Origin of the sequence: Pseudomonas sp. Leaf58 (genome assembly GCF_003627215.1) — a bacterium.
Taxonomy (GTDB): domain Bacteria; phylum Pseudomonadota; class Gammaproteobacteria; order Pseudomonadales; family Pseudomonadaceae; genus Aquipseudomonas.
In genome coordinates this window covers 774,266-800,894 of sequence record NZ_CP032677.1, presented here as the reverse complement: position 1 = coordinate 800,894, position 26,629 = coordinate 774,266, and the positions used below count along the sequence as shown (strand labels likewise).

The following is a 26,629-nucleotide window of genomic DNA, read 5'->3' as shown; positions in this document are numbered from 1 at the left end:
CGTCGGGGCTGCTTTGCAGCCCCGGTGATATCAGCGTTTATCGGTAGAAGGCAAAAGCACCGCCAGCACCCCGAGCAACGGCAGGAACGAGCACAGCCCATAGACATATTCGATGCCACGCAGGTCCGCCACATACCCCAGCAGCGCCGCGCCAATGCCGCCAAAGCCGAACATCAGCCCGAAGAAGACACCGGCGATCATGCCCACGCTACCCGGCACCAACTCCTGTGCATACACTACAATCGCGGAAAACGCCGATGCCAAGATGAAGCCGATCACCACGCTCAACACCGTGGTCCAGAACAAGTCGGCATACGGCAGCGCCAGGGTGAACGGCGCCACGCCCAGGATCGAGAACCAAATCACCGCCTTGCGGCCGATGCGGTCACCGATCGGCCCGCCAAAGAAGGTACCCGCCGCCACCGCGCCCAGGAACAGGAACAGATGCAACTGCGAACTGGCCACCGACACCTCGAACTTCTCGATCAGGTAGAAGGTGAAGTAGCTGGTGAAGCTGGCCATGTAAAAGTACTTGGAGAACACCAGCAGCCCCAACACGATCAGCGCCGCGATCACGCGCCTGCGGGAAATGCCGTGGGTGGCCTGCACCGCCTTGCGCGCCTTGGCCTGGCTGAGGTGTTCCTTGTACCAGCCGCGCAGCATCAGGGTAACGCCGAGGAAGAACAGCGCGGCCAGGCCGAACCAGGCTACGTGGGTCTGACCGAACGGAATGACGATGGCCGCCGCCAGCAGCGGGCCCAGCGCGGAACCTGTATTGCCACCCACCTGAAAGGTCGATTGGGCCAGGCCGAAGCGCCCGCCCGAGGCCAACCGTGCAATGCGTGAAGTTTCCGGGTGAAAGGTTGACGAGCCAATACCCACCAGGGCCGAGGCCAGCAAGATCATCGGGAAGCTGCCGACGAAGGCCAGCATGACGATACCGACCAGGGTGCACAGGGTGCCCAACGGCAGCAGGTTCGGGGCCGGTCGGCGGTCGGTGAAAAAGCCCACCCAAGGCTGCAGCAGCGAGGCAGTGATCTGAAACGTCAGGGTGATCATGCCGATCTGGGCGAAGCTCAGGTCGTAGTTGGCCTTGAGCATCGGATAGATCGCCGGCAGCACCGACTGGATCAGGTCATTGATCAGGTGCGCCAGGGCGCAGAAACCGATGATGCGCATCACCAGCGGCGTGGCTTGGCTCGCTGCCGCACTGGTGGTTGCCGTGGAGGCGCTACTGGTAGCCATGTGCCTGGATCTCCATCCGCAGTTTGGGATCCAATTATCGGGATACTAATAGATACATAGCTAGCTTTTTTATCGCTCGACGGCGCCTGTAAGCCACTGGCCGTCCCTAGAGCAAAGGTAGAAACCGAGCCTGACCGCTAAGTTTTTGAATGCGTGCAAATTTTTTTTGAAATGAGTGTTGACAGGGGGGCCGCTCAAGGGAATAATGCGCGCCATCGGCTACATAGCTCAGTTGGTTAGAGCATAGCATTCATAATGCTGGGGTCCGGGGTTCAAGTCCCTGTGTAGCCACCAAACAAGACGAAGGGCTTACCGCAAGGTAAGCCCTTTTTCTTTGCCTGCGAAAAATACTCCAGGCTAGATACCTCCCTGTTTACTTCGCCCCCACAGCGCTCAGCCAGCCGTGATCAACGCATGCCGGTTACTGCCACCGCCAGGCCAAGCCCGATCAGCGCCAGGCCGATCACACGGTCCACCAGTGTTTGCCGCTCGATCATTGCTTTGCGCAGTGCGGTGCTGGAAAACAACACCGCCACCAGACTGAACCACAACCAGTGGGCCACGGACATGAAAGCGCCGTAGGCAAAATCCAGCATCAACGGGCTGCCGGGTTGTACCACCTGAGTGTAAGCGCTGATCACGAACAACATCGTCTTGGGGTTGAACGCATTGGTCAGAAAGCCAGTGCGCAGGGCCTGCAGCACGCTGGCAGCGGATGGGGCGACCCCGTCGAGGCTGATGCGCTGGGTGTTGGTCAGCGACTGGTAGCCCAGGTAGATCAGGTAACCCGCCCCTAGCACTTTCATGCTCAGGAACAGCGCCGGGCTCTGGCTGATGATCAGCGCAATGCCCAGCACCGTATACAACACGTGCACCTGCACCCCTAGGGCGATACCCACGGCGGCAGCCAACCCGGCCTTGCGGCCCTGGGCATAACTGCTGCGGGTGACCATGGCGAAATCGGCGCCGGGGCTGATGACGGCGAGCAGGGTGAACAGGGCGACGGCGATGAGTTCGGTCATGCTGAGGGCTCTCGATAGGTGATGAAAATGCACAGACCGGGGGATTATCGAGTGCTTATGGGTGGGTAAAAATCGATTTATAGTGGGCTATATCTGCTCGTTTTTTTCACAGAGGTGAAGTGCCGCTACCGGCCTCTTCGTGGGCAAGCCCGCTCCCACAGATATCACTGTAGGAGCGGGCTTGCCCGCGAAGAGGCCGGCACTGGCAACACAAATGCCATGAAACTGCCCCCCCTCAACACCTTCCGCTATTTCGACATCGCCGCCCAAACCGAGAGCTTCGTACGCGCCGCCGAGCACCTGCATGTGACCCACGGCGCGGTCAGCCGCCAGGTGCGCCTGCTTGAAGAAAGCCTTGGCGTGGAACTGTTCGAGCGCCGCAACCGGGCCATTTTCCTTACCCCGGCCGGCCGTGCCCTGCAGGGCACTACCCAAGCAATCTTCGAGCAGCTCGAAGGCGCCGTGCAGCGCCTGCAGCAACAGGCGCGTGACAATGTGCTGGTACTGTCCTGCGAGCCGACCATCGCCATGCGCTGGCTGATCCCGCGCCTGCCCCGGTTCCACGCCGCCCACCCCGACCTGCAGTTGCACCTGGTGGCGGCCGGCGGGGCGCTGGACTTCGCCCGCAGCGGTGTCGACTTGGCCATTCGCCGCGACGACTTCCACTGGGGCAATCAGCTGTACAGCCTGAAAATGTGTGACGAATGGATCGGCCCGGTATGCCACCCCGCCGCCCGCCCCCAACTCGACCACCAGCGCCTGCTGCACAGCAGCACCCGCCCGAGTGCCTGGGCCACCTGGCTGCGCTTGAGCGGTAAGCAAGCGCGGCACACCGAGCGCAGCGACTACGAGCACTTCTACTTGTCGATCCAAGCTGCCAGCGCCGGCCTGGGCCTGGCCATGGCCTCAGCCCTGATGGTGCGTGACGAACTCGACAGTGGGCAGTTGCAGGCACCGTTCGGCTTTGTGCGCGACGGTTCGGCCTACCATCTACTCAGCCCCCAGCCGGTGGCAGACGGCGGCAAGCGCCAGCGCTTCGCCGCCTGGGTGAAGGGCGAATGCCGCGACTGCCTGGCTCACTTGGGCTTGATACAGAACGACGAGCCCGAACTGCCGTCACCGCCCCAGGTGCGATAGCCCGCGGTATCGACATGAATACGCCCGGAGGGATAACGGCCCAAACCCATGTTCCAAGCCTGGCCATACTGTTGCCAGAAACGGCACAGTGGGTTGGGGTCCGCCCAGCCAGGTAACAGGATATCGACGGCGAAGGCCCGGGTATGGGCGCTGTTGGCTGCCCCGCCAGCGCAGCTGTTCAGGCGTGGGTCGCGGTAGGCCGAAACCACCTCGAACTGGCGCAGCATGCCCTGCTCGTCCAGCGTCTTGATCAGCGAGAGGGTCGAGCGCACGGCTGGCCAGTTGCTGGCAGGCGGCACGGCAAACGGCGACGCACGGCACACCTTCCAGTCCGAGGCCGAACGCAGCAACTGATGGATCGGCACTACGCCGTAAAGGCGGGCATCCACCAGCATTTCACGGAAAGGACGGGTGTGATGGTCGCCAGCCCATTGGGCGAACATCCACAAGTCGCGTTCGTCGCCATGGGTTGTGGCCGCTAGCAGGAGGCCTGCTGCCAGGAGCAGTTTTTTCATCCCTTTACTCTCCCTGTATAGAGACTGCTATACGCCCTTACAAGGCCCGTGCGGGCTTGCTACTCCAATGCCCGCAAGCGATATTGCGGAGGCAACTGGGCGAAGCCGCTGATGGTGGTGTCCAGGCTCTTCCAGCGGCCATCCTTGATGCCATAGATGCAGCCATGCACCGACAGCTCCTGGCCACGGTGCCAGGCGTTCTGCACGATGCTGGTGTGGGCCACGTTGGCCACTTGCTGGATCACGTTCAGTTCGCACAGGCGGTCGACCTTGGCCTCCTCGCTGTCGAGCTTGGCCAGTTCGCCACGCTTTTCGTAATACAGGTCGCGAATCGAGCGCAGCCAGCCATCGATCAGGCCCAGCTGGCGGTCCTGCATGGCGGCGCGCACACCGCCGCAACCGTAGTGGCCGGTGACCAGGATGTGCCGCACCTTCAACACCTCTACCGCGTACTGGATCACCGACAAGCAGTTGAGGTCAGTGTGCAGTACCACGTTGGCGACGTTGCGGTGGACGAACAGGTCGCCCGGCAGCATGCCGACAATTTCGTTGGCCGGCACGCGGGCATCAGAACAGCCGATCCAGAGGAACTCCGGGGTCTGCTGGCGGGCCAGCTTGGCGAAGAAATCGGGGTCGCGCTGGTTGATCGCGTCGGCCCAGCGGGCGTTGTTGTCGATCAGTTCCTGCAGGTCGTGCATGGTCGTTGCCTCATCAGGGTTTGCCTGGGTGACAGGGCCGCGCCCGCAAGGTCACTCGGCGAATAGGGTGCAGGCCATCACCAGGGCGTCTTCACGACCGCCAGCAACCGGATAATAGTCGCGGCGGCGGCCGATTTCGTTAAAACCGTAGCGCTCGTACAAACGATAGGCCGACTGGTTACTGGCGCGCACTTCCAGGAAGCATTCGCGGCCATTGAGCTGGTAGGCCCGAGCCATCAGGTGCTCCAGCAGGCGCAGGCCCAGGCCGCGGCCCTGGTTTTCCGGCTTGACGGTAATGTTGAGCAGGTGCGCTTCGTCGATGATCACGTTGATCACGCCATGGCCCACTTGCTGCTGGCCGTCGAACATCAGCCAGACTTCGTACGATTTGAGCGCATCTTGAAAGATCCCACGGGTCCAGGGATGACTGAACGCGGCATATTCGATCTTAAGCACGGCATCCAGATCCGCCTCGGTCATTGGGCGGAAGCTGATCGATTCACTCATTCAACGCTCTTCCAGCGCGCCATCAGCTGGCGCATGGCTTTCCAGACGTCCGCCTTGCGCTGCGGCTCGTCCATCAACAGTTCAAGGCCCGGCAAGGCCCAGGCGTCGCCCAGGCCGCCGAGCTTCAGGGTTTGGTAATAGGCTTCGGCGTCGGCATTGGCGGCAAAGCGCAGCGCCGGCAGGCCAATCAGCCACAGGCAGGTGCAGGGGGCGTCTTCCAGGCGCGCCTGGACAAAGCCCTGGACGAAATCGCGCGCCGCCTCCGGGCCCTGGTCCATGTTGCCGCGCACCAGCAGCGGCCAGCGCACCGGTTCGCCGATGATCTGCGGGGCGTCGGGCAGCCCGGCGGCGCGCAGCATGTCTTTGAGCAGCAGGTAGGACGGGTCGCGGCTCTGGAACGGCTGGCCGGTCGCCAGCTCCACCAGTAGCAGGCAGTTGCCGGCACGCAGCAGCTGCAGCGAGAAACGCGGTGGTGGCACAGGGGCCGGGCGCGGGGGCGCGGCCTGCTCCTCGGCTTCGACGGGTTTGGCAACTGGCTTGGGCGCACTGACCGGGCGCGGGATCTCGATTTTCGGCCGCTCGCCGCCGCGCGCCTGGGGCGTGGCGGGGGCGGCGGTGGTAGCCGGTGCCGGCTTGACCTCGAAATCGATGTCCTCGAGCGGCGCTACCGGCAGCAGCAGCTCGGGCCGCGACGGTGCGGCGAACGGCAGTTCGGCGCGCGGCAGCCAGTGCACCACCTGCATGGCGGAAAGGTAGGCGCGGCGACGGGGTTCGGTGAGCACGTTGCGGGGTTCCGAGGGGCAAAAACAATTGGCCATTCTAACGCTGTTGGCATTCGAGTGCCGCAACTGGTCGGCGGATTTTATTGCCTGTACCGGCTCTTTCGCGGGCAAGCTCGCTTGTGTAGGAGCGGGTTTACCTGCGAAGGGGCCAGCGACCCCCTATAAGGCTCAAGGTTATCGCTCAATACAGACCAAGGGGTGAAATCCTCCTCCCTGGATGCAGTACAATCGCCCCCTTTTTCTTGGCAACGAGTCGCAGCCAATGATCGAACCCAAGCGCGTCCTGCGCGCCCTAGCCGAACACTGGGCCCTGCTCGAGCCGCTGTGCGAGCGTTTCGACCAGGGCACCCTGAGCCTGGTCGAACTGCGTCAGCATGTGGCCCGCCAGCAGGTCGAAAGCACCCCACAGGACATCACCCAGCTGCTCGACGTGTGGATCCGCCTGGATATCCTGGTGCCGGTGGCCAAAAGCCCGAACCGCTTCGAGCTGAACGCACAGATCCACGACTTCCTCGCCTACCTGCGCCGCGAACACCGGCTGGGCTTGTGCCTGGAGATCGAGGCCTATCTGCGCCACCTGGAGCGCCTCGCCGGGCATATCCAGGATGCCTTCGACAACCGCGACAGCGACGACCTGGCGCGCCAGCTGCGCTTGCTCGACATGCGCGTGCGCGATGTGCTGAAAAAGCTCGACAACGACGAGCAGGCCCTGGTGGCCGTGGCCGAACGGGCCAAAACCAGCAACCGCCAGATTCCGCTGCGCCAGCGTTATGCCGAAGTGCTGGCAACCTGGGACGAGTACGTCGAGCCGATGATCCAGCTGGTCAATGCCGACGGCGCCTTCGAGCAAGGCGTGCGCAAGGTCGAGACCGTGCTGCTGAAGCTGCTGGGCGAACAGGCCCGCCTGGGCCACCTGGTCGACGACGACATGCTGCTGCGCACCCACGCGCGCATCCTGGAAATGCAGACCACCGCCCAGCTGACCCTGCGCCACGCCCGCGAACTGCTGCTGCCACTGCGCGAAGAGGCCCGCCGGCACAACGCCGTGACCCGTGGCGCCGCACTGGCCCTGTCGGTGATCCGGCGCAAGGGCATCGATGCCGTGCCGCAAGCCGCCATGCCGCTGTTCACCCGCCCGCAAAGCACCTTCCTCGGCAGCGCCAGCCAAGTCGAGGCCTACGTCTATGCCCTGGCCCGCTTCGAGCCCAAGCCGGCGCGCTTCCCCAAGGCGCATAAACCGCAAGGTGGTGAGGCGCCGCGCGCACCGCGCACGGTCAAGGAAATGCTCGAACGCTGCGAACAGGCCCTGCCGTTGCCCGACCTGATGGTCTGGTTGCTGGAGCAGGAACCCGAAGGCGCCACCGACGAGCTGCTGTACTGGTTCTCGCGCCTGTCGCGGGAAAAGCGCTTCAAGCGCGAACGCCTCGACCGCCGCGAGTACACCACCCAGGAACACTTGGTCAGCCTGCGCTCGTTCGCCCTGACCTCCAGCCGCGAAGGCGCCGCCAGCGCGCCTACCGAACCCAACGCGAGCCCAGCCCATGCATCTTGATCTTTCCGAACTGTCCCAGCTCGCGCCAATCTTCCGCGAGCTGTTCAAAGGCTTTCACGTCAGCCGCCGCGACCCGGAGCTGTACGCCCAGTTGTCGAACTTCCAGGACCAGTACCGCACCCTGTTCAAGGCCTTGGGCTTCGAGCTGGTGTGCGATACCCGCGGCTTCTACTACTTCGTCCCGGACATGACCGCCGCGCAGGTCAACAAGACCGCGCAGCGCCTGTCGCTGTTCACCTTCATCCTGGTCGAGCACCTGGCCGACCAGGGCCGCGACCCGATGGCCGTGCTCGACGGCGGCAGCATCGGCCGTGACGAACTGCCCTCGCTGCTGGACAAGTACCGCGACCTGTTCCTGCAGGCCGAAGTGCAGACCGTGGAGGAGCTGGAAGAAAAAATCCTGCGCCGCATGACCCAGCTCGGCTTCGCCCATGAAGAAGGCGGCATCTACCGCTTCCTGCCGCCGATGCACCGCTTCCTCGATGTGTGCCTTGCCGTGCAACAGGACCGCGACCTGGCGGCCACCCTGCACAGCGACCTGCCGCTGCCAACCCCAGTACTGGTCGTGGAAGAAAGCCCCGAAGAACTCAACCGCACCGACGACCCGCTCGACCTCACGCCCTTCGACGGCGAGGAAAGCGAAGAGGACGCCCTGGCCCGGGCCATCCGCGAAGAGCAACAGGAGATTGACGCATGAGCCAGGAACGCTACGGCATCCGCCGCTTCGCACTGCTCAACACCGCTGGCTACAGCCTTGGCCTGTTCCCCCTGGAACATCCGCTGTCGGTATACGGCGCCAACAACCTGGGTAAATCGGCGTCGATCAACGCCTTGCAGTTCCCAATCCTGGCGCGCATGTCGGACATGAGCTTTGGCAAGTACAGCCTGGAGCAGTCACGCCGCTTCTACTTCGCCAGCGACACTTCGTACATTCTTTGCGAACTGAGCCTGCCGCATGGCCCCCACGTGATCGGCGTGGTCGGCCGTGGCCCGGGCGGTGGTTTCGGCCACCAGTTCTTCGCCTACAAAGGCGAACTGGACCTGGCCCATTACCAGAAGAACGACACCTGCCTGCGCCAGAAAGAGCTGTTCACCAACCTCGAGCGGTTGGGGATCAAGGCCTACGAGCTGAAGCCGGACGAACTGCGTCGGTTGCTGGTTGGTGGCCACACTTCGGTGCCGCTGGACCTGACCATGATCCCGCTGCGCTCGACCAGTGAGCAAAGCCTGAAAACCTTCCGCGCGCTGTTCATCAACCTGCTGCACATGCGCGAGATCACCGCCGCCAAGCTCAAGCAGCTGTTCCTCGATGCCTTCGAGCACAGCCTGCGTTCGGGCAGCGTCGACTACATTGCCGCCTGCGAAGAAGCCTTCCGCGACGTGCGCCGCATGGAGCAGGACTACAACGCCTTGGTCGCCGCCGGCCCGCTGGTCGAGGCCCTGGCTGGCGGGGTGGCCCAGCGCGACATCCTGCGCGGCAAGCTGCACCGCATTTCGCCGGTGCTCGACACCCTGCTGGGCACCTGGCAGGAATACGCCATGGCGCGCAAAGAAGAGCTGGTGATCCAGTCTGAGCACTACCGTGGCGAGCAGGACCGCCTACAAAACGACCAGCGCGGTGGTACCCAGGAACTGATGCGCCTGGAGCGTGAAATCACCGGCATCCAGCGTTGGCTGGGCGAGCTTTCGGTGCTCAAGCACCGCTTTGCCCTGGTCGATGACGTCAAGGTGCTGGAGCAGCAGCTGCTGGCCGCCAAGGATGCCCACGACGAACTGGCCGGCGCCCTGGCGCAGTCACGCCAGTTCAGTGCCGAAGACCTCGACGAGCGCGTACGCGACCTGGAAAAACGCCTGAAGCAGGTCAAGCAGCAGCTCGACCACGCTGACAACAACAGCTACGCCCGCCTGCGCGAAGAGTTCTCGCAGCAGGACGTCGACCGCCTGATGCGCCTGTTCAACGGCGCGCTGTTCAGCCTGCCGTTGGGCGAGCGTGGCATCGAACTGGACGACAGCGACCTGTGGGTGAAGTCGCTCGAAGCCGTACTGGACGGCTTCAAGGGCGAGCGTTTCGAAGCCCCTGGCCTGGCCATCGACCTTTCGAATATCGACCCGCCGGCCCTGCAAGCCCTGGCCGACCGCGCCGCCCTGCGCGACCAGAAAGAGCGCTTGGAAAAAGAGCTGAAGCAGCTCAAGACCCAGCAGGCAGTCACTGCTGACCGCTCCGCCTCCAAGGCCCAGACCGAAACCCTGTACCAGCAGGTGCTGGACGCGCAGAAAGCGCTGGAAGACTTCCGCCGCAGTGAAACCCTGGCGGCCGAAGAGCCCGAGAAGCTGGAACAGCTGTCGCAGCTGGAAGCCGCCCAGGACGAACTCAAGCGCTCCAGCGACGCTTTCACCGAACGCGTCCAGCAGTTGTCGGCCAAGCTGCAACTGGTCGGCCGTCAGCTCGGCGACCTCGAGTCCAAGCAACGCACCTTGGAAGACGCCCTGCGCCGTCGCCAGTTGCTGCCAACCGACCTGCCCTACGGCACGCCATTCATGGAAGCCATCGACGACTCGATGGACAACCTGCTGCCGCTGCTCAACGACTACCAGGACAGCTGGCAGGGCCTGCAGCGGGTGGACAACCAGATCGAGGCGCTGTACGCCCAGGTACGCCTGAAAGGCGTTGCCAAGTTCGACAGCGAAGACGATATGGAACGCCGCCTGCAACTGCTGGTGAACGCCTACGCGCACCGTACCGACGAAGCCCTGACCCTGGCCAAGGCTCGCCGTGCCGCTGTCACCGACATCGCGCGCACCCTGCGCAACATCCGCAGCGACTACGACAGCCTCGAGCATCAGCTGGCCCTGTTCAACCGCGAGATCAACAAGCGCCAGGTGTCCAACCTGGAGAGCTTCCGCGTGGTGCTGGCACCGAACAAGGAAGCACTCAAGCACATTGACCAGATCATCCACAGCGCCGGCCAGTACGAAGAAGGCGAAACCCTGTCGGTGTTCGACCTGACCCAGAGCGCCGATCAGGACAACAAGAACGAAGAAGCCAAGGAGTACCTGGCACGGCTGGTGGCGGCCAACCATAACCAGCTGGGTTTGAAGGACCTGTTCGAGCTGGCGTTCGAGATCACCAAGGTCAATGGCCAGCCGATCATCCACGCCGACATCGATGGCGCCGCGTCCAACGGCACCACCATGACCATCAAGGCGCTGACCAACATGTACCTGTTGCTGCACCTGATGGACCGTGACCTGGCTGGGCGCATCCGCCTGCCGTACTACCTGGACGAAGCGGCCGACATCGACGAACGCAACCAGGCGGCACTGCTGGAAACCAGCTTGCAGCTGGGCTTTGTGCCGATTCTGGCGAGTGTGAAACCACAGGTGTCGGCGCACGTGGCGATCGACCTGGAAGGTGGCAGCGGGCCGAATGGCATCTACATCGACGAGGCGGACTGGAAGTTCATCAGCCGGCTGGATGAAGTGAAGGCGGTGGTGCGTGAGGGTCAAGCCGAAGAGTTGGCCTGAGATCGTAGTACGGGGGCCGCTTTGCGGCCCATTCGCAGGTAAACCCGCTCCTACAGGGATATACGGCACCCTGTAGGAGCGGGTTTACCCGCGAATGGAGGCCGAAGGCCTCCTGGCGATCTACCAGGCTATCAATGCGCCCAAGGCAGAATCGGAATAGCCGTCACCGCATTCTGCGGGCTGCCTTCAACGATGCGGTCGCTGTACACCAGGTACACCAGCGTATTGCGCTTCTTGTCGAGGAAACGCACCACCTGCATGGTCTTGAACACCAGCGAGGTGCGTTCCTTGAACACCTCCTCGCCATCCTTCAGCTCACCCTTGAAGTTGATCGGCCCAACCTGACGGCAGGCAATCGAGGCCTCCGCCCGGTCTTCGGCCAGCCCCAACCCACCTTTCACACCGCCAGTCTTGGCCCGCGACAGGTAACAGGTCACGCCGTCGACCTTGGGGTCGTCGAACGCCTCGACCACAATACGATCGTTCGGCCCAAGAAACTTGAACACGGTGGATACCTGGCCGATCTCCTCGGCGCCAGCCAGCATCGGCAGAGCAAGTGCGGCTACGGCAATCATCCTTTTCAGCACAAGTACACCCTCAGACCAGAACCAGGTTGTCGCGGTGCACCAGTTCAGGCTCGGCAATGTAGCCCAGGGTGCTTTCGATGGCATCGGACGGCTGGCCAATGATCTTCTGCGCTTCCAGCGCGCTGTAGTTAGCCAGGCCGCGTGCCACTTCAATACCATCTGGGCCCACGCACACCACCATCTCGCCACGGCGGAAGCTGCCCTGCACGGTCTTCACGCCGACCGGCAACAGGCTCTTGTTGGCCTGGCGCAGCGCCTGCACGGCACCGGCATCCAGCACCAAGGTGCCACGGGTTTGCAGGTGACCCGCCAGCCACTGCTTGCGTGCCGCCAGCATGCCGCGCTCGGGCGACAGCAGGGTGCCCAGGCGCTCACCGGTTTTCAGGCGGTCCAACACGCGTTCGATACGGCCACCGATGATGATGGTGTGGGCACCGGAGCGGGCAGCCAGGCGTGCAGCGCGCAACTTGGTTTGCATGCCGCCACGGCCCAGGGCACCACCGGTACCACCGGCCACGGCATCCAACGCCGGGTCATCGGCACGGGCTTCGTAGATCAGCTGGGCTTCGGGGTTGTTGCGCGGGTCGGCGTCGAACATGCCGTCGCGGTCGGTGAGGATCACCAGCAGGTCGGCCTCGACCAGGTTGGCCACCAGCGCCGCCAGGGTGTCGTTGTCGCCGAAGCGGATCTCGTCGGTGACCACGGTGTCGTTTTCGTTGATCACCGGCACCACGCCCAGGTCGACCAGCGTGCGCAGGGTGCTGCGGGCGTTCAGGTAACGCTTGCGGTCGGACAGGTCGTCATGGGTCAGCAGGATTTGCGCAGTGTGCTTGCCGTGCTCGCCGAAGCTCGACTCCCAGGCCTGCACCAGGCGCATTTGGCCGATCGAGGCAGCTGCCTGCAGCTCGTTCATCGCACTCGGTCGCGACGTCCAGCCCAACTGGCTCATGCCGGCAGCCACGGCCCCGGAAGAGACCAGTACCAACTCCACGCCTGCCTCACGCAGCGCGACCATCTGCTCGACCCAAACGGCCATGGCACCGCGGTCGAGGCCCTTGCCATCGGCGGTCAGCAGAGCACTGCCAATCTTCACGACCCAGCGCTTGGCGCCCGTCACCTTGCTTCGCATCTTCTTCCAACCTATGTCGAATCTGTAGATACCGTGGATACAAAAACGCCGCTCCTGGGAGCGGCGTTTAGTGTACTGCAACCGGTCAGTCGCGCACGTAAATGATTTCTGGGCCGTCTTCGTCGTCCTCGAAATCATCGTCCCAACCATCGTCGTCGCCGATGTCGTGCACGCTCTTGACGCCGGTGCGGCGCAAGGTGCGGGCATCGTCCAGGGCCTGCAACTGGGCACGGGCTTCGTCTTCGATGCGCTGGTCGAGGTCGGCCAGCTCGGCGGCGTAGGCCGGGTCGTTGGCCAGGCGGTCGGCGCGGTCTTCGAGGTAGCGCATCAGGTCGTGGCTGAGCTTGTCGGTACCCTGCTTGGAAATGGCCGAGATCACGTAGACCGGGCCTTCCCATTCCAGGCGGTCAATCACTTCTTGAACGCGCTCATCGCGCTCGTCGTCCATGACCATGTCCGCCTTGTTCAGCACCAGCCAACGCTCACGTTCGGCCAGCGACGGGCTGAAGCGGGTCAACTCGTTGACGATCACTTCGGCAGCATCGGCTGGGCTGCTTTCATCCAGCGGCGCGATGTCCACCAGGTGCAGCAGCACGCGGGTACGCGCCAGGTGCTTGAGGAAGCGGATACCCAGGCCAGCACCCTCCGAAGCCCCTTCGATCAAGCCGGGGATGTCAGCGATGACGAAGCTCTTCCAGCGGTCGACGCTGACCACGCCCAGGTTTGGCACCAGGGTGGTGAACGGGTAGTCGGCGACTTTCGGCTTGGCAGCCGAGACCGAGCGGATGAAGGTACTTTTGCCGGCGTTCGGCAGGCCCAGCAGGCCGACGTCGGCCAGTACCTTCATTTCCATCTTCAGGTCGCGCTGGTCACCAGGCTTGCCTGGGGTGGTCTGGCGCGGCGCACGGTTGGTGCTGGACTTGAAGCGGGTGTTGCCCAGGCCGTGCCAGCCGCCTTGGGCGACCATCAGCTTTTGGCCCGGGGTGACCAGGTCACCGATCACTTCCTGGGTGGAGGCATCGATCACGGTGGTGCCGACCGGCACACGCAGGTACAGGTCTTCACCCTTCTTGCCGGTGCAATCGGTGCTGCCACCGTTGGAGCCGCGCTGGGCTTCGTGGTGACGGGTGTAGCGGTAGTCGACCAGGGTGTTCAGGTTTTCGTCGGCAACCATGTACACCGAGCCGCCGTCGCCACCATCACCGCCGTTGGGGCCACCGTTCTCGATGAATTTTTCGCGACGGAAGCTCATGCAACCGTTGCCGCCGTCACCGGCCTTTACCCGAATCGATACTTCGTCAACAAACTTCATTAAAACCGCCTCTCGTCGGCAGACGAGCTGAATGACTCAAAAACATGAGGCTCTTGCAAAAATGAGCGCGGCGGCCCCGTACGACCGTAGAAACCAACGCCGGCAACCCAGACAAACAGCTTTGCAAGAGGCTCACCACACAAACGAAAAAGCCCCGTCGCATGACGGGGCTTCTGGAGCGACGTCGCGATTAAGCGGCGACGATGCTCACGTAACGGCGCATGAACTCGCCTTTCTTCTCGAACTTGATCACGCCTTCGATCTTGGCGAACAAGGTGTGATCCTTGCCCATGCCAACGCCGTAGCCAGCGTGGAATTCGGTGCCGCGCTGACGGACGATGATGTTGCCTGGCTTGATAACCTGGCCGCCATACATCTTCACGCCAAGGCGTTTAGATTCTGAGTCGCGACCGTTACGAGTACTACCACCAGCCTTCTTGTGAGCCATGGTTCAATTCTCCAAATAAATTCAGGGGATCTAGGGGATTAAGCCTGGATGCCGGTGATTTTGATCTCGGTGAACCACTGGCGGTGGCCCATACGCTTCATGTGGTGCTTACGACGACGGAACTTGATGATGCGAACCTTGTCGTGGCGGCCTTGCGAAACGACTTCGGCCACTACTTTAGCGCCAGCAACAACTGGAGCACCGATGGTGACTTCTTCACCGTTGGCGACCAGCAGGACGCGATCGAAGGTCACGGATTCGCCAGTGGCGACTTCCAGTTTTTCGATCTTGAGGAATTCACCTTCAGCGACTTTGTACTGCTTGCCGCCGGTAACGATTACTGCGTAAGACATGGTATTTCTCCGATAATCCTGCTCACCCAGCGCTTTATATGATGAGTATTGGCTGGCATGGCTGCATAGGGCTGGAACGGCCCGGTGCAATTGCGTAAGGCAGGTGCTGCCCAGGAAGTTAGGGTGCGCGATTGTACGCAACCGCGGTTTTGCATGCAAGTGCCGCCCCCGGCCAGCTGGCACCGCGCCTTGACACACCGGGGCCTGCGACCTAGCATGCCGCGCAACCTCACTGGAGCAGCCGATGCAACCCCAAACCTTCTACCGCGCGGTGGCTGATGACTTCAGCGCCGTCGACGAGATCATCAAGAAGCAGCTGACCTCGCGCGTGCCGCTGGTATCGAAGATCGGCGACTATATCACGTCGGCCGGTGGCAAGCGCCTGCGCCCCCTGCTGGTGCTGCTGTGTGGCAAAGCTTTGGGCCGCGAGGGCGACGACCTGCGCCTGTTGGCCGCCACCATCGAATTCCTGCACACCGCCACCCTGCTGCACGACGACGTGGTCGACATGTCGGGCATGCGCCGTGGCCGTTCCACCGCCAATGCCCTGTGGGGCAACGCACCGAGCGTGCTGGTGGGCGATTTCCTCTATTCGCGCTCGTTCGAGATGATGGTCGAACTGGGCTCGATGCCGGTCATGCAGATCCTGTCCAAGGCCACCCGTGTGATTGCCGAAGGTGAAGTGCTGCAGCTGTCGCGGGTACGCGACGCCAGCACGTCCGAGGAAGTCTACATGGAGGTCATTCGCGGCAAGACCGCCATGCTGTTCGAAGCCTCCACCCACAGCGCCGCCGCCCTGGCCCAAGCCAGCGACGAGCAGCGCGAAGCCCTGCGCACCTTCGGTGACCACCTGGGCGTGGCCTTCCAGCTGGTCGACGACCTGCTGGACTACAAGGGTGACTCGCAAACCCTGGGCAAGAACGTCGGTGACGACCTGGCCGAAGGCAAGCCTACCCTGCCGCTGATCTACACCATGCGCGAAGGTACTGCCGAGCAGGCTGCGCTGGTGCGCCAGGCGATTCAGAAGGGTGGCCTGGAAGACCTGGAGCAGATTCGTGTAGCGGTCGAGGAATCGGGTGCACTGAAGTACACCGCCGAGCTGGCACGTGACTACGTGAAGCGTGCCATCGCATGCCTCGAAGTGCTGCCAGCTAGCGAATACCGCGACGCACTGGTTGAGCTGAGTGAATTTGCTGTAGCGCGTACTCACTGACAGACCGAGTCGTCTTCTTCGCGGGCAAGCCCGCTCCTACAGGGATAGCATCGCTGGTAGGAGCGGGCTTGCCCGCGAATGCTTTTGTCCGGACATAATCACTTCTGAGTAAATACCTTATACAATTTGGGTTTTTAACCGCCCGTCTGTTTGTTTGAGGAACCGAAGTGAGCACTCTGCCACCCTGCCCAAAATGCAACTCCGAATACACCTATGAGGATGGCACTCAGCTGATCTGCCCTGAATGCGCCCACGAATGGTCGGCGAGCGCTGACGCCGAAGCGGCCAGCGACGAGGCGGTGAAGAAGGACTCGGTCGGCAACATCCTGCAGGACGGCGACACCGTCACCGTGATCAAGGACCTCAAGGTCAAGGGCTCGTCCCTGGTGGTCAAAGTCGGCACCAAGGTCAAGAACATCCGCCTGTGCGACGGCGACCACGACATCGACTGCAAAATCGACGGCATCGGCGCCATGAAGCTGAAGTCCGAGTTCGTACGCAAAGTCTGATTACAGGCTTCGCCCTCGATTACGACACAAGGCCGCTCTACAGGGGAACGCATATCCCTGTAGAAGCGGCCTTGTGTGGTGATAGGGCCGCAAAGCGGCCCTGCGGTATTACAGAACGTCGAGCAGCTCGACGTCGAACACCAGCACGCTGTGCGGCGGGATGCTGCCAACGCCTTGGGCGCCGTAGGCCAGCTCGCTCGGCACGTACAGGCGCCATTTGCTGCCTGCGTTCATCAGCTGCAGGGCTTCGGTCCAGCCAGCGATCACGCCACCTACCGGGAATTCAGCCGGCTGACCACGGTCGTAGGAGCTGTCGAATACGGTGCCATCGATCAGGGTGCCGTGGTAGTGCGTGCGCACGTTGTCTTCGCGAGTCGGCTTGGCGCCCTCGCCAGCGGTCAGCACTTCAAACTGCAGGCCCGAAGCCAGGGTGGTGATGCCTTCACGCTTGGCGTTTTCGGCCAGGAATTGCTTACCGGCACCGGCAGCGGCTTCAGCCTTGGCCGCAGCTTCAGCCTGCATGATGTCGCGGATTACTTTGAAGCTAGCCGACAGGTCGGCTTCGCTGACGCGGCTGTCGGCGCCGTTGAAGGCGTCGGTCAGGCCGGCCAGGATAGCTTCCAGGCTAACGCCTGGTGGCGGGTTGTCGCGCAGCTGGCCGCCCAGCTGGCGGCCAATGCCGTAGCTAACGCGAGTTTCGTCGGTGGACAGGTTGAGTTCGGACATCGTCGTGCTCCACTGCAGGGCGCAGTGCGGCCGCGCCCTTGATGAAAAGGGCGAGCAGCCTAGCACACTGGGGCGCTGCGAGCAGCTACCAGGCCGAACGCTGGGAAATCGGCACTTTCAAGTCTTCTTCCGGGTGCGTGCCCATGCCACACATCTCGTCCTGCACGGACCAGTGCACCAGGTTCATCGAGACCATGGGGATGGTTTGCAGCAACTTGCGCGCATCCTCCACCGAATGCACACGCAAGCGTTCACCACGGGTGTCGGACAGGGGGTGGGGGTGGCCTTTGACCCGGGCCTCGAGCAGGTAGTCACCGCCTTCGATGGCGATCAGGTTCAGTTCGTCGACATGGCCAGCCCTGGCCTCGGTGTTGAGCTGATGCAGGTTCATGAGAGCACCTCGCTGGTGGAACCACGCATGAGAGCTCATTTTTTGTACAGGACGAGGGAATACACAAGGCGTGACGGGTGCCGCTCGTCAGTTGGGCCAGGGAGGCCTCTTCGCGGGCATGCCGGCGAAAAGGCCCGCAACGACTCAGTGCTTGGTCAGTTTGTCCAAATAGCCCATGCAGAACGCCGAGATCACGAAGGTCATGTGGATGATCACGTACCACATCAGGTAATCGGTGGAGATGTTTTGCGCGTCCATGAACACCCGCAGCAGGTGGATGGACGAAATGGCCACGATCGACGCAGCCACCTTCATCTTCAGCGACGAAGAATCCATCTTGCCCAACCAGTTGAGCTTTTCTTTGCTTTCGTCGATGTCCAGTTGCGAGACGAAGTTCTCGTAGCCGGAGATCATCACCATCACCAACAGGCCGCCCACCAGCGACATGTCGATTAGCGACAGGATCACCAGGATCAGGTCGGCTTCACTCAGGGCGAACACGTTGGGCAGGACGTGGACCACTTCCTGGAAGAATTTTAGCGCCAGGGCCAGCAGCCCGAGGGACAGGCCAAAGTAGATGGGGGCGAGCAGCCAGCGCGAGGCATACATCGCGTTTTCGAGAATACGTTCCATGGAGGGTTTTGGACTCGTCAGGTGACTAAAAAAACGACCGCGAGTATAGCCAGCCACCTGTTACAGCAAAAGCCCGCTGAAGGGGGGCCGCTTGGCAGCCCCACCAATCGTTCAGGTCTCAGGATGAAATTGGTAATCCCCCAGGTTCCGGGACCGCTCGCCATTGATCCGCCGCAACTGCGCCTGCAGGTGCAAGCACCAGATTTGCGGATCCTCGGCCACCTGGTACCCATGCAGGGTCAGGCTGTCGACAATGGCATTGAGCACCGATTCGGCCACCAGCGGCCCATGGAACGGCCCTTGGGCCTTGATTGCGGAGGGTTGTTCACCGGCCATGCCGGCGGCAAACAGCAACGTCCACATGCCGTTATCCCCGGCCAGTGGGCGAATGCTGCATTCGATGCGGGTCACCAGGCCCAGGCACTGGCGTGTGAGGCTGAGGTTGCGCATGGCCGCGTCCCCCTCCAAAAAAGCCTTGTTCAGCCTGAACCTCAGGCTGTTTCCATCCTGAACGCTGTACCGTCCTTAAGTTCCAGCATAGAAGAACAGCGCGCAAAGATGGAAAACCGGCGCTAAACGGTAGCACATCGCCGCTAGCGCCGGTTTATTGACTCAGGCCGGTTTGGCCTGGGCAATCACCTCTTCCAGGCGTTCCTTTTCCGCCTTCTCGATGTCTTCCTCACTGATCATCTCGGCGATCTCACGCAGGCGCTCCACCACCCGGGCGTTGACGCTGCCCTCAGTGAACAGGCCCTGGTCATCCAGCACGCCAGCCTCCTCGCCCACCAGCAGGCTCAGCGCCTCGTCAGCCTGGCTGACGGCATAGACGTGGAACTGGCCATACTCCACCGCTTGCAGCACACGCTCGTCGAGCATCAGGGTGGCCACGTTGGCTTTCGGAATGATCACCCCCTGCTCGCCGGTCAAGCCGCGTGCTTCGCAAAGGCGGAAGAAGCCCTCGATCTTTTCGTTGACCCCACCCACCGCCTGCACTTCACCAAACTGGTTGATCGAGCCGGTGATGGCGAAGCACTGCTTGAGCGGGGTACGCGACAAGGCCGAGATCAGCGTGCAAGCTTCGCCCAGCGAGGCACTGTCACCGTCCACGTAGCCGTAGGACTGCTCCAGGGCGATGCTCGCGGAAATCGCCAACGGGAATTCCTGGGCATAACGGCTGCCCAGGTAGCCCGTGAGGATCATCACGCCCTTGGAATGGATCGGCTGGCCGAGGTTGACCTCGCGCTCGATGTCGACGATGCCGCTGCCGCCCGGGTACACGGTGGCGGAGATACGCGCCGGCATGCCGAACGCCGAGTCGCCCACTTCCAGCACGGTCAGGCCATTGCACTTGCCGATGGCCGCGCCTTCCGTGTCGATCAGGATGATGCCGGCAAGCATGTCGTCCAGCACCCGCTGCGAAACACGCCCGGTACGAGTGGCCTTGGCCTTGAGCGCACGTTCTATGTGCCCGGCGTCGGTCATTTCGTCACTGGCCAGCTGGCGAATGAAATCGGCTTCGCTGACCAACTGGAACAGGTCACCAATGCGCGCCGACAGGCGCGATTGGTTCTCTGCCAGGCGGGCGCTATAGGTGGCCAGGCGCGCTACCGCGTCACTGGTCAGCGGCGCCATGCCTTCTTCGTTGGTGCGGGTGCGCAACAGCTGGGCGAACTGCTCGAGGTTCTCGTCGACCATCGGCATGTCTTCGTCGAAGTCCACCAGCACCCGGAACATCTCCTGGAAGTCCGGGTCGTGGTCCTGCAGGGCGTAGTACAACTGACGCGAACCGATGATCACCAGTTTGACGTTGAGCGGGATCATTTGCGGCTGCAGGCTGACGGTAGCGACACGGCCCAATTCACCGATCGGCGATTCCATCTTCAGCTTGCGCGACTGCAGGGCGCGCTTGAGCGCATCCCATACGAACGGCTCACCGAGCATTTTTTCGGCTTCAAGAATCAGGAAACCGCCGTTGGCACGGTGCAGCGCGCCGGGGCGCAACTGACGGTACGAGGTGTACAGCGCGCCTTGGTCGGTGCTGTATTCGATACGGCCGAACAAGTTGTCGTAGGTTGGGTGCGGCTCGAACACCACCGGCGCCCCGCCGTCAGCGTGATGGCCCACCACCAGGCTTGGCGCGTATTGCTCTTCGAGCAGCTTGCGGGCCACGGCATCGGTCTTGCTGTCATCGACCAACTGCTCGACCACGGTTCGCAGCAGGTTCAACTGCACCGATTGCAGGTAGGCGCAAACCGCGGCGTTTTCCGCATACTTTTCCGACAGCGGCGCCAGCAGCGGCTGCAGGGCCAAGGTAATGGTTTCTTCGTTGAGCTGGCGCAGCTGGTTGTTCGATTCGCGCTTCCACTGCGGCAGGCTGGCGAGTTCTTCGTTGAGCTGCTCTTCAAGCAGGGCGATGTCTTCGTGGAACTGCTCGCGCACCTCCTCCGGCAATTGGGCGAACTCGGCCTCATCCAATGCCTTGCCGTCGGCCATCGGGGTGAATGCGACGTTGCTCGCGTCGCGGTACAAGGCCACATCCTTCTCCAGCGACGCCCGCTCGATCACATCCAGGGCGCGGTCGTAGCGCTGGTTGAAGGCGCGGTCGATGGCGCCCTTCTTTTGCTGATAGGACGGGTGTTCAAACACGGCAGGGAAGGTAGCCAGCAGGTTGTCGATCAACCCGCCCATGTCGGTGATGAACTCGGCAGCGCTACCGGAGGGCAGCTCCAGTGCGCGCGGCTCACGGGTGTCGTCGAAATGGTTGACGTAAACCCAGTCGGCGGGGGTGTGCTGGCGCTTGCCCTCGGCCTTGAGGTAGCGTTTGACGAACGAGAAGCGGCCAGTGCCAGGCTCGCCCATGACGTACACGTTGTAACCGGGGCGCGGCATGGCCACGCCGAACTGCAGGGCCTCGACAGCACGCTCCTGGCCCAGGACTCCGCGAAACGGCTCCAGATCGTCGGTATGGGTAAAGGCAAACTGCTCGGGGGAGAAACGCCGGGTCAGGGCTTCAGGCGCAAGACGCAGGCGCGCAGCGACAGGATCGGGCATTGGGTTTCCTTACTTCGGCGGGCAGATACGCAGCATTCTGGCGCTGGCGAAGCGCGCCTTGCAAGGCTCCACCGGACTTTATGTCGCAGCAGGTCGCAGCCAGAGCGGGTGGCTAGCAGCAAATTTTTCGCAATCAACAACGCAACCTTTAGATCGTGCCTAAACTCCAAGCTGCGCGGGTGGGTGAAAAGCTTTCCCGACCTGGCAACCGAGTTGCCAGAAACCCTGACCCTTGGTTAAGACAAAGAGAACAAATGCTATGAAACGGATTCTTCTGGGTACTCTGTTCACCGTGGTTTCGCTGAATGCCATGGCCGAAGCGCCAGGCGGCCCGAACTGCGGCTGGGGCAACATGTTGTTCGAAGGCCAGCGCGGCACTCCGGCACACTTCCTGGCTTCCACCACCAACGGCACCTCCGGTAACGCCACCTTCGGCATGACTTCCGGCACCAACGGCTGCTCGACCAAGGCTTCGCTGACCTACGGCGGCAAGTCCTGGTTCGCCATGAACGGCATGATGAACGAGCTGTCCGAAGACATGGCCATGGGCCAGGGCGAAGCACTGACCACCTACGCCGTAGTACTGGGTGTGGCCCCGGAAGACCGCGGCTACTTCAACTCGGTCACCCATCAGCATTTCAACCAGATCTTCAGCAGCGCCGACGTCACGGCCGAAACGGTCCACAGCAACACCCTGGCCGTTTTGAAGAGCGACCCACGCCTGGCCAAATACGCTACCGAGGCCTAAACACAGCTGCTCCCGCCCCACCCCTGGGGCGGGTTTCGCCTTTTTTCGGCATCGTTAAGAAGTAGTTGCCCGATATGCTTAAACGCCTCGCTTGCCTGGCGCTGTGTGCTTGCGCCCCTGTTCATGCCGCGCCTGTGCTGGACCAAGGCCGTCTCCAGCAGCTGGCCAATACCCCTTACTGGATTGCCCTGGGCCATTACGAAACCGCCAAGCTCGGTGGCTGGCGCAGCTATGTCGACGATGATGCGTTCTTCCTCGCCGAAGACGGCGCGCACCACCCCGACCACGAGCTGCAAGCCACGCTCAAGGCGCTGTACGCCCCGGCAAGCCTGGGCGACAAGCATGCCCAGTGCGTATTCCCAGCGCGCACCCGCTGGCTGCGTGAGCAACTTGACCTGCAGGGCTTGCCACAACCGGATTGCCAGGAGTTCAAGACCTGGTACCAGTCGATCGACCCGCACAGCGCGGCGCTGATCTTCCCGGCGGCGTACCTGAACAGCCCATCATCGATGTTCGGCCACACCTTGCTGCGCATCGACCAGTCCAACACCCGCAGCGACGACACCACGCTGCTCAGTTATGCGATCAATTTTGGCGCCTACATCGAGGGCAGCGACAACAGCATCCTGTACGCCTGGAAGGGCCTGATGGGCGGCTACCCGGGCCTGTTCGCACTGATGCCCTACCAGGAAAAACTGTCCGAATACCGCAGCCTGGAAAACCGTGACCTGTGGGAGTACCAGTTGGACCTGACGCCAGCAGAAACCGGGCGCATGGTCGAGCATGTGTGGGAACTGAAGCAGGTTCAATTCGATTACTTCTTCTTCGACGAGAACTGCTCGTATCGCCTGCTGGAATTGCTGCAAGTCGCCCGGCCCAACCTGGACCTGACCTCGCAGTTCCCGCTGACTGCCATCCCCACCGACACGGTCAAGGCGGTGAAGCAGTCGGGCTTGGTCGCCCGCGAGACCTACCGCCCGTCTCGCGAACGTGAGCTGCTGGCCCGCGCCGAGCCGCTGAACCACGAAGAAAAACGCCAGGTGCTGGCCGTCAGTGCCGACACCGCGCAATTGCACAGCCCCGAATTCACCGCCCTCCCCCACGAGCGCCAGGCGCTGGTGCAGGATGCCGCCTACCGCCTGGAGCGCTACCGGGCCAACGGCCAGGAACGCGACCCCGGGCGCGCCAAACGCAGCTTCGAGCTGCTACGGGCGATCAATACCAACCCGCCACCGCCACTGCAAATCGAGCGCCCAGGCCTGCCTGAGGACGGCCATGACTCGCGCACCTGGCAGCTGGGTGTGGGCAGCCGTGAAGACCGCGCCTACGCCGAGTACGGCTTGCGCATGGCCTACCACGACCTGAATGACAACGCCTATGGCTTCCCCTTGGGCGCGCAGATCGAAATCCTGCAATTAAAGGTTCGCCAGTACGAAGGCAACGACTGGCAAGTGCAGCGCCTGGACCTGGCCACCATCCGCTCGCTGACCCCGCGCAATGAACTGCTCAAGCCCTGGTCATGGCAGGTAGCCGGCGGGCTGGAGCGGGTGCCCGGCAAGCATGATGACGAAGTGCTGGTGAGCCATGTGAACGGCGGGGCCGGCGGTACTTGGCAACTGGCCGACGGGTTGCTGGGCTTTGCCTTGGGTACGGTACGGGTTGAGCATCACAATGATTTTGCCCAGTTCATCGCCCCTGCGGCGGGGTTCAATAGCGGGCTGCTGTGGCGCAATGGGCTGGGTAATATGACACTGGAGGCCAAGGGCGATTACTTCACCAATGGTGAGGTACGGCGCAGCGTGAGCCTTAACCAACAGTGGGAGATCAGCCAGAACCTGGGGCTGCGCTTGAGTGCTTCGCGCGAGTTCAGCCACCTGGCGACAGCACAGAACGAAGTGATGCTGGAGCTGAAGTGGTATCACTACTGACACCGACTCTTTGACACTGTTTTGACAGCCCCCCGACAAATCGCCCTCTAGATTTTCCACTGTCAACTGAAGGGTCGAGTGGTTATGTCGCGGTACTGGTTAGGCGTGTGCATGGCGTTGATGCTGTCCGGTTGCGAAACCACCCACGAGCAGATGCTCCACCAAGGTTACCCCCCCGCCTATGCCGATGGCTTCCAGGCTGGCTGCAGCAGCGGCCGCCAGGCGGCCGGGCTGATGGCGGGCGAGTTTCGCAAGGACGTAACGCGCTACCTGCATGAACGCCAATACGAAAGCGGCTGGGACGATGGCTTCCGCCAGTGCCAAGCCATGCAAAACAGCGAAGAGCAGCGCCAATACCACGAGCGCTTCTGGGACCAGCGCGACCGCGAGTGGCAACAGGAAAAGGACCGCGGCGCCGCCAAGGCCTATCGCCATAACTGAGTCGCAAACGGACATCCCTTGAAACCGGCAGCCTGCCATGATGGTCTCCTGCACAAGGAGGCCCTGCATGAGCCGAGCATTCGTCAACGAAGACCAGGCCGCCGCCCAAGCCGACCAACCGGTTGAGCGGCGGGTCAGCGAACAACCCAACTATGTGACTAGCAGTGGCCTGCGCCAGCTGCAAGCGCGCGTGGCCGAGCTTAATGACGTGCGCAGCCAACTGCAGGCGCAAGGCGAGTATGGCGACAAACAGCAGCTGGCGGATACCGAGCGGGATCTGCGCTACTTCAACGCGCGAGTGCAGAGCGCCCAAGTGGTGCCGCCAGCGACGTCGCGCAGCAAGGTGCAGATTGGTAGCCGGGTGCGCTTTGTCGATGCGCAGGACCAGGAACATGTGGTGCGGCTGGTGGGCGAGGATGAAGCCGATGCGGCGCGCGGGCTGATCAACTGGGGTTCGCCGTTGGGGCATGCGTTGCTGGGGGCGGGGCCGGGAGATGAGGTGGTTTGGCGGCGGCCGGTGGGGGAGCAGGTCATTGAAGTGGTCGAGGTCGAGGGTGAGCCCTAAAAGGGGCCGCTGTGCGGCCCATCGCCGGCAAGCCAGCTGCCACAAGTACACCGTAGGTCTCGAGGACAGCGATATCCCTGTAGGAGCTGGCTTGCCGGCGCTGGGCTGCGAAGCAGCCCCAAAGGCCTCGAATCAGACCACCCCCTGCGCCAGCATTGCATCCGCCACTTTCACGAAGCCGGCGATGTTCGCACCTTTCACGTAGTTGATACGGCCGTCAGCCTCTTCACCGTAGTGCACGCACGCATGGTGAATCGACTGCATGATGTTGTGCAGCTTGCTGTCCACCTCACCGGCAGTCCACAGCAGGCGCATGGCGTTCTGCGACATCTCCAGGCCCGATACAGCCACGCCGCCGGCGTTGGAGGCCTTGCCTGGGGCGTACAGAATGCCGGCTTCGAGGAAGATGTCCACTGCCTCGAGGGTGGTCGGCATGTTGGCGCCTTCGGCCACGCAGATGCAGCCGTTGCGCAGCAGGGTGCGGGCGTCTTCGACGTCCAGTTCGTTCTGCGTGGCGCACGGCAGGGCGATGTCACACGGCAGGCTCCACGGGGTTTGGCCTTTGCGGAACTCCAGGCCAAACTGCCCGGCCAGCTCGCTGAGACGGCCACGCTTGACGTTCTTCAGCGCCATGACCGCATCCCACTGGGCATCGGTGAGGCCGGCTTCGGCATACAGGGTGCCTTCGGAATCGGACAGCGAGATCACCTTGCCGCCCAGGTCCATGACCTTGCGCGCGGCATACTGGGCGACGTTACCCGAACCGGAAATTGCCACGCGGCAGCCGTCGATACGCTTGTCCTGGCGCTTGAGCATTTCTTCGGCAAAGTACACGCAGCCGTAGCCGGTGGCTTCCGGGCGGATCAGGCTGCCGCCGTAGGTCATGCCCTTGCCGGTCAGCACCGAAGTGAAATGGTTGGCCAGGCGCTTGTACTGGCCGAACATGAAGCCGATTTCGCGGGCACCTACACCAATGTCGCCGGCCGGCACGTCGCAGTCAGCGCCAATGTGGCGGTACAGCTCGCTCATGAAGGCCTGGCAGAAGCGCATCACTTCGGCGTCGCTCTTGCCTTTCGGGTCGAAGTCCGAGCCACCCTTGCCGCCGCCCATGGGCAGTGAGGTGAGGGAGTTCTTAAACACTTGCTCGAAGGCCAGGAACTTGAGCACGCTGAGGTTTACCGACGGGTGGAAGCGCAGGCCGCCCTTGTATGGGCCGATGGCGCTGCTCATCTGAATGCGGTAGCCGCGGTTGACCTGCACCTTGCCCTGGTCATCGACCCAGGATACGCGGAACAGCACAGCGCGCTCGGGCTCGACCATGCGCTCGAGGATGCCGGCCTGCAGGTAGTGTGGGTTGGCTTCAAGGAATGGCCACAGGGTGCGCAGCACCTCTTCCACCGCCTGGTGGAATTCGGGTTGGCCTGGGTCACGCTGCTGCAGGCGCGCGAGGAAATTGTCGACGGATTCGATCATGCTAGACATCTCACCAAGAGGATTGGACTTATTGGTTTTTTTCAGGAATGTACCAAGAAGCAATCGCACGGGAATAGGGCGAAATGTCGTTTTTTTGAAATTATTTGGTGCGTTTTCTATAACTGTATACAACTTAACA

Annotated in this window: 27 protein-coding genes and 1 tRNA gene; 11 read left to right on the top strand and 17 right to left on the bottom strand. The window is 62.5% G+C overall.

From position 1 onward, the window contains the following. Positions 1 to 30 precede the first annotated feature (30 nt). The gene (locus DV532_RS03720; RefSeq protein WP_056795438.1) at positions 31 to 1,245 is read right to left on the bottom strand and encodes an MFS transporter; all 1,215 of its coding nucleotides are present in this window, start codon (positions 1,243 to 1,245) and stop codon (positions 31 to 33) included. Between the two features lie 217 nt (positions 1,246 to 1,462). Between DV532_RS03720 and DV532_RS03715 the strand changes: the two genes are divergently transcribed. Then, a tRNA-Met gene (locus DV532_RS03715) sits at positions 1,463 to 1,539 on the top strand. 113 nt (positions 1,540 to 1,652) lie between these two features. Here the strand turns inward: DV532_RS03715 and DV532_RS03710 are convergent. Next, a complete protein-coding gene (locus DV532_RS03710; RefSeq protein WP_056795435.1) occupies positions 1,653 to 2,267 on the bottom strand; it encodes a LysE family translocator in 615 nt (204 codons plus the stop codon). Between the two features lie 219 nt (positions 2,268 to 2,486). Between DV532_RS03710 and DV532_RS03705 the strand changes: the two genes are divergently transcribed. Beyond that, positions 2,487 to 3,404, top strand: coding sequence for a LysR substrate-binding domain-containing protein (locus DV532_RS03705; protein ID WP_056795433.1), 918 nt, complete (start codon positions 2,487 to 2,489; stop codon positions 3,402 to 3,404). On the opposite strand, the gene DV532_RS03700 is transcribed toward DV532_RS03705, so the two are convergent. Genes DV532_RS03700 through DV532_RS03685 form a run of 4 tightly spaced genes read right to left on the bottom strand, consistent with a single transcriptional unit; the run spans position 3,344 to position 5,906 of the window. Beyond that, complete coding sequence (locus DV532_RS03700; RefSeq protein WP_056795431.1) at positions 3,344 to 3,919, bottom strand: D-Ala-D-Ala carboxypeptidase family metallohydrolase; 576 nt, start codon at positions 3,917 to 3,919, stop codon at positions 3,344 to 3,346. The genes DV532_RS03705 and DV532_RS03700 overlap by 61 nt on opposite strands. A gap of 59 nt (positions 3,920 to 3,978) precedes the next feature. Further along, a complete protein-coding gene (gene can / locus DV532_RS03695; protein ID WP_056795429.1) occupies positions 3,979 to 4,617 on the bottom strand; it encodes a carbonate dehydratase in 639 nt (212 codons plus the stop codon). A gap of 51 nt (positions 4,618 to 4,668) precedes the next feature. Further along, entirely contained in the window at positions 4,669 to 5,124 is a 456-nt protein-coding gene (rimI, locus tag DV532_RS03690) for a ribosomal protein S18-alanine N-acetyltransferase (protein WP_056795425.1), read from the bottom strand. Further along, on the bottom strand, positions 5,121 to 5,906 hold the full coding sequence (locus DV532_RS03685; RefSeq protein ID WP_056796699.1) for a hypothetical protein: 786 nt from the start codon (positions 5,904 to 5,906) through the stop codon (positions 5,121 to 5,123). The genes rimI and DV532_RS03685 overlap by 4 nt, the downstream gene beginning before the upstream one ends. A 262-nt stretch (positions 5,907 to 6,168) precedes the next feature. Between DV532_RS03685 and mksB the strand changes: the two genes are divergently transcribed. The 3 genes from mksB to mksF are packed head-to-tail and all read left to right on the top strand — an operon-like array spanning position 6,169 to position 10,983. Beyond that, the gene (mksB, locus tag DV532_RS03680) at positions 6,169 to 7,458 is read left to right on the top strand and encodes an Mks condensin complex protein MksB (protein ID WP_056795422.1); all 1,290 of its coding nucleotides are present in this window, start codon (positions 6,169 to 6,171) and stop codon (positions 7,456 to 7,458) included. Beyond that, positions 7,448 to 8,155, top strand: a complete 708-nt coding sequence (gene mksE / locus DV532_RS03675; protein ID WP_056795420.1) for an Mks condensin complex protein MksE — start codon at positions 7,448 to 7,450, stop codon at positions 8,153 to 8,155. The genes mksB and mksE overlap by 11 nt, the downstream gene beginning before the upstream one ends. Continuing rightward, positions 8,152 to 10,983, top strand: a complete 2,832-nt coding sequence (gene mksF, locus DV532_RS03670; protein ID WP_056795417.1) for an Mks condensin complex protein MksF — start codon at positions 8,152 to 8,154, stop codon at positions 10,981 to 10,983. Before mksE ends, mksF begins: the two co-directional genes overlap by 4 nt. A 131-nt stretch (positions 10,984 to 11,114) precedes the next feature. Here the strand turns inward: mksF and DV532_RS03665 are convergent, their stop codons facing one another. The 5 genes from DV532_RS03665 to rplU form a co-directional block, all read right to left on the bottom strand. Next, positions 11,115 to 11,558 (bottom strand): CreA family protein, encoded by a 444-nt coding sequence (locus tag DV532_RS03665; protein ID WP_056795414.1) that lies wholly within the window; start codon positions 11,556 to 11,558, stop codon positions 11,115 to 11,117. 22 nt (positions 11,559 to 11,580) lie between these two features. Then, the gene (proB, locus tag DV532_RS03660; protein WP_056795412.1) at positions 11,581 to 12,699 is read right to left on the bottom strand and encodes a glutamate 5-kinase; all 1,119 of its coding nucleotides are present in this window, start codon (positions 12,697 to 12,699) and stop codon (positions 11,581 to 11,583) included. 85 nt (positions 12,700 to 12,784) lie between these two features. Then, a complete protein-coding gene (gene cgtA / locus DV532_RS03655; RefSeq protein ID WP_056795409.1) occupies positions 12,785 to 14,011 on the bottom strand; it encodes an Obg family GTPase CgtA in 1,227 nt (408 codons plus the stop codon). Positions 14,012 to 14,201: 190 nt separating this feature from the next. Continuing rightward, positions 14,202 to 14,459, bottom strand: a complete 258-nt coding sequence (rpmA, locus tag DV532_RS03650) for a 50S ribosomal protein L27 (protein WP_003247464.1) — start codon at positions 14,457 to 14,459, stop codon at positions 14,202 to 14,204. A gap of 38 nt (positions 14,460 to 14,497) precedes the next feature. Beyond that, positions 14,498 to 14,812, bottom strand: coding sequence for a 50S ribosomal protein L21 (gene rplU, locus DV532_RS03645; RefSeq protein ID WP_003247466.1), 315 nt, complete (start codon positions 14,810 to 14,812; stop codon positions 14,498 to 14,500). 244 nt (positions 14,813 to 15,056) lie between these two features. Here rplU and DV532_RS03640 point away from each other — a divergent pair, with 244 nt between their 5' ends. Continuing rightward, entirely contained in the window at positions 15,057 to 16,025 is a 969-nt protein-coding gene (locus DV532_RS03640; protein WP_056795406.1) for a polyprenyl synthetase family protein, read from the top strand. A 167-nt stretch (positions 16,026 to 16,192) separates the two neighbouring features. After that, entirely contained in the window at positions 16,193 to 16,534 is a 342-nt protein-coding gene (locus tag DV532_RS03635; protein WP_056795404.1) for a zinc ribbon domain-containing protein YjdM, read from the top strand. 108 nt (positions 16,535 to 16,642) lie between these two features. Here the strand turns inward: DV532_RS03635 and DV532_RS03630 are convergent, their stop codons facing one another. The 5 genes from DV532_RS03630 to DV532_RS03610 form a co-directional block, all read right to left on the bottom strand. Next, positions 16,643 to 17,260: an FKBP-type peptidyl-prolyl cis-trans isomerase gene (locus DV532_RS03630; protein WP_056795401.1), complete on the bottom strand. Its 618-nt coding sequence runs from the start codon at positions 17,258 to 17,260 to the stop codon at positions 16,643 to 16,645. Between the two features lie 85 nt (positions 17,261 to 17,345). Further along, a complete protein-coding gene (locus DV532_RS03625; protein WP_014589631.1) occupies positions 17,346 to 17,651 on the bottom strand; it encodes a DUF6482 family protein in 306 nt (101 codons plus the stop codon). Positions 17,652 to 17,795: 144 nt separating this feature from the next. Continuing rightward, positions 17,796 to 18,284: a TIGR00645 family protein gene (locus DV532_RS03620; RefSeq protein ID WP_012270428.1), complete on the bottom strand. Its 489-nt coding sequence runs from the start codon at positions 18,282 to 18,284 to the stop codon at positions 17,796 to 17,798. A 111-nt stretch (positions 18,285 to 18,395) separates the two neighbouring features. Next, the gene (locus tag DV532_RS03615; RefSeq protein ID WP_056795399.1) at positions 18,396 to 18,734 is read right to left on the bottom strand and encodes a hypothetical protein; all 339 of its coding nucleotides are present in this window, start codon (positions 18,732 to 18,734) and stop codon (positions 18,396 to 18,398) included. A 162-nt stretch (positions 18,735 to 18,896) separates the two neighbouring features. Beyond that, entirely contained in the window at positions 18,897 to 21,335 is a 2,439-nt protein-coding gene (locus tag DV532_RS03610; protein WP_056795396.1) for a Lon protease family protein, read from the bottom strand. 259 nt (positions 21,336 to 21,594) lie between these two features. On the opposite strand from DV532_RS03610, the gene DV532_RS03605 reads away from it, so the two are divergent. The 4 genes from DV532_RS03605 (at position 21,595) to DV532_RS03590 (ending at position 25,017) form a co-directional block, all read left to right on the top strand. Beyond that, on the top strand, positions 21,595 to 22,083 hold the full coding sequence (locus tag DV532_RS03605) for a DUF3015 domain-containing protein (RefSeq protein ID WP_012270426.1): 489 nt from the start codon (positions 21,595 to 21,597) through the stop codon (positions 22,081 to 22,083). A gap of 74 nt (positions 22,084 to 22,157) precedes the next feature. Further along, positions 22,158 to 24,011 carry a DUF4105 domain-containing protein gene (locus tag DV532_RS03600; protein WP_056795394.1) on the top strand — a complete coding sequence of 618 codons (1,854 nt, stop codon included), beginning with the start codon at positions 22,158 to 22,160 and terminating at the stop codon, positions 24,009 to 24,011. An 84-nt stretch (positions 24,012 to 24,095) separates the two neighbouring features. After that, a complete protein-coding gene (locus DV532_RS03595; protein WP_056795392.1) occupies positions 24,096 to 24,452 on the top strand; it encodes a hypothetical protein in 357 nt (118 codons plus the stop codon). A 67-nt stretch (positions 24,453 to 24,519) separates the two neighbouring features. Then, positions 24,520 to 25,017 (top strand): GreA/GreB family elongation factor, encoded by a 498-nt coding sequence (locus DV532_RS03590; RefSeq protein ID WP_056795389.1) that lies wholly within the window; start codon positions 24,520 to 24,522, stop codon positions 25,015 to 25,017. Positions 25,018 to 25,149: 132 nt separating this feature from the next. Here DV532_RS03590 and gdhA read toward each other — a convergent pair whose 3' ends face one another. Further along, positions 25,150 to 26,490, bottom strand: a complete 1,341-nt coding sequence (gdhA, locus tag DV532_RS03585; protein WP_056795386.1) for an NADP-specific glutamate dehydrogenase — start codon at positions 26,488 to 26,490, stop codon at positions 25,150 to 25,152. Between the last annotated feature and the right edge of the window lie 139 nt (positions 26,491 to 26,629).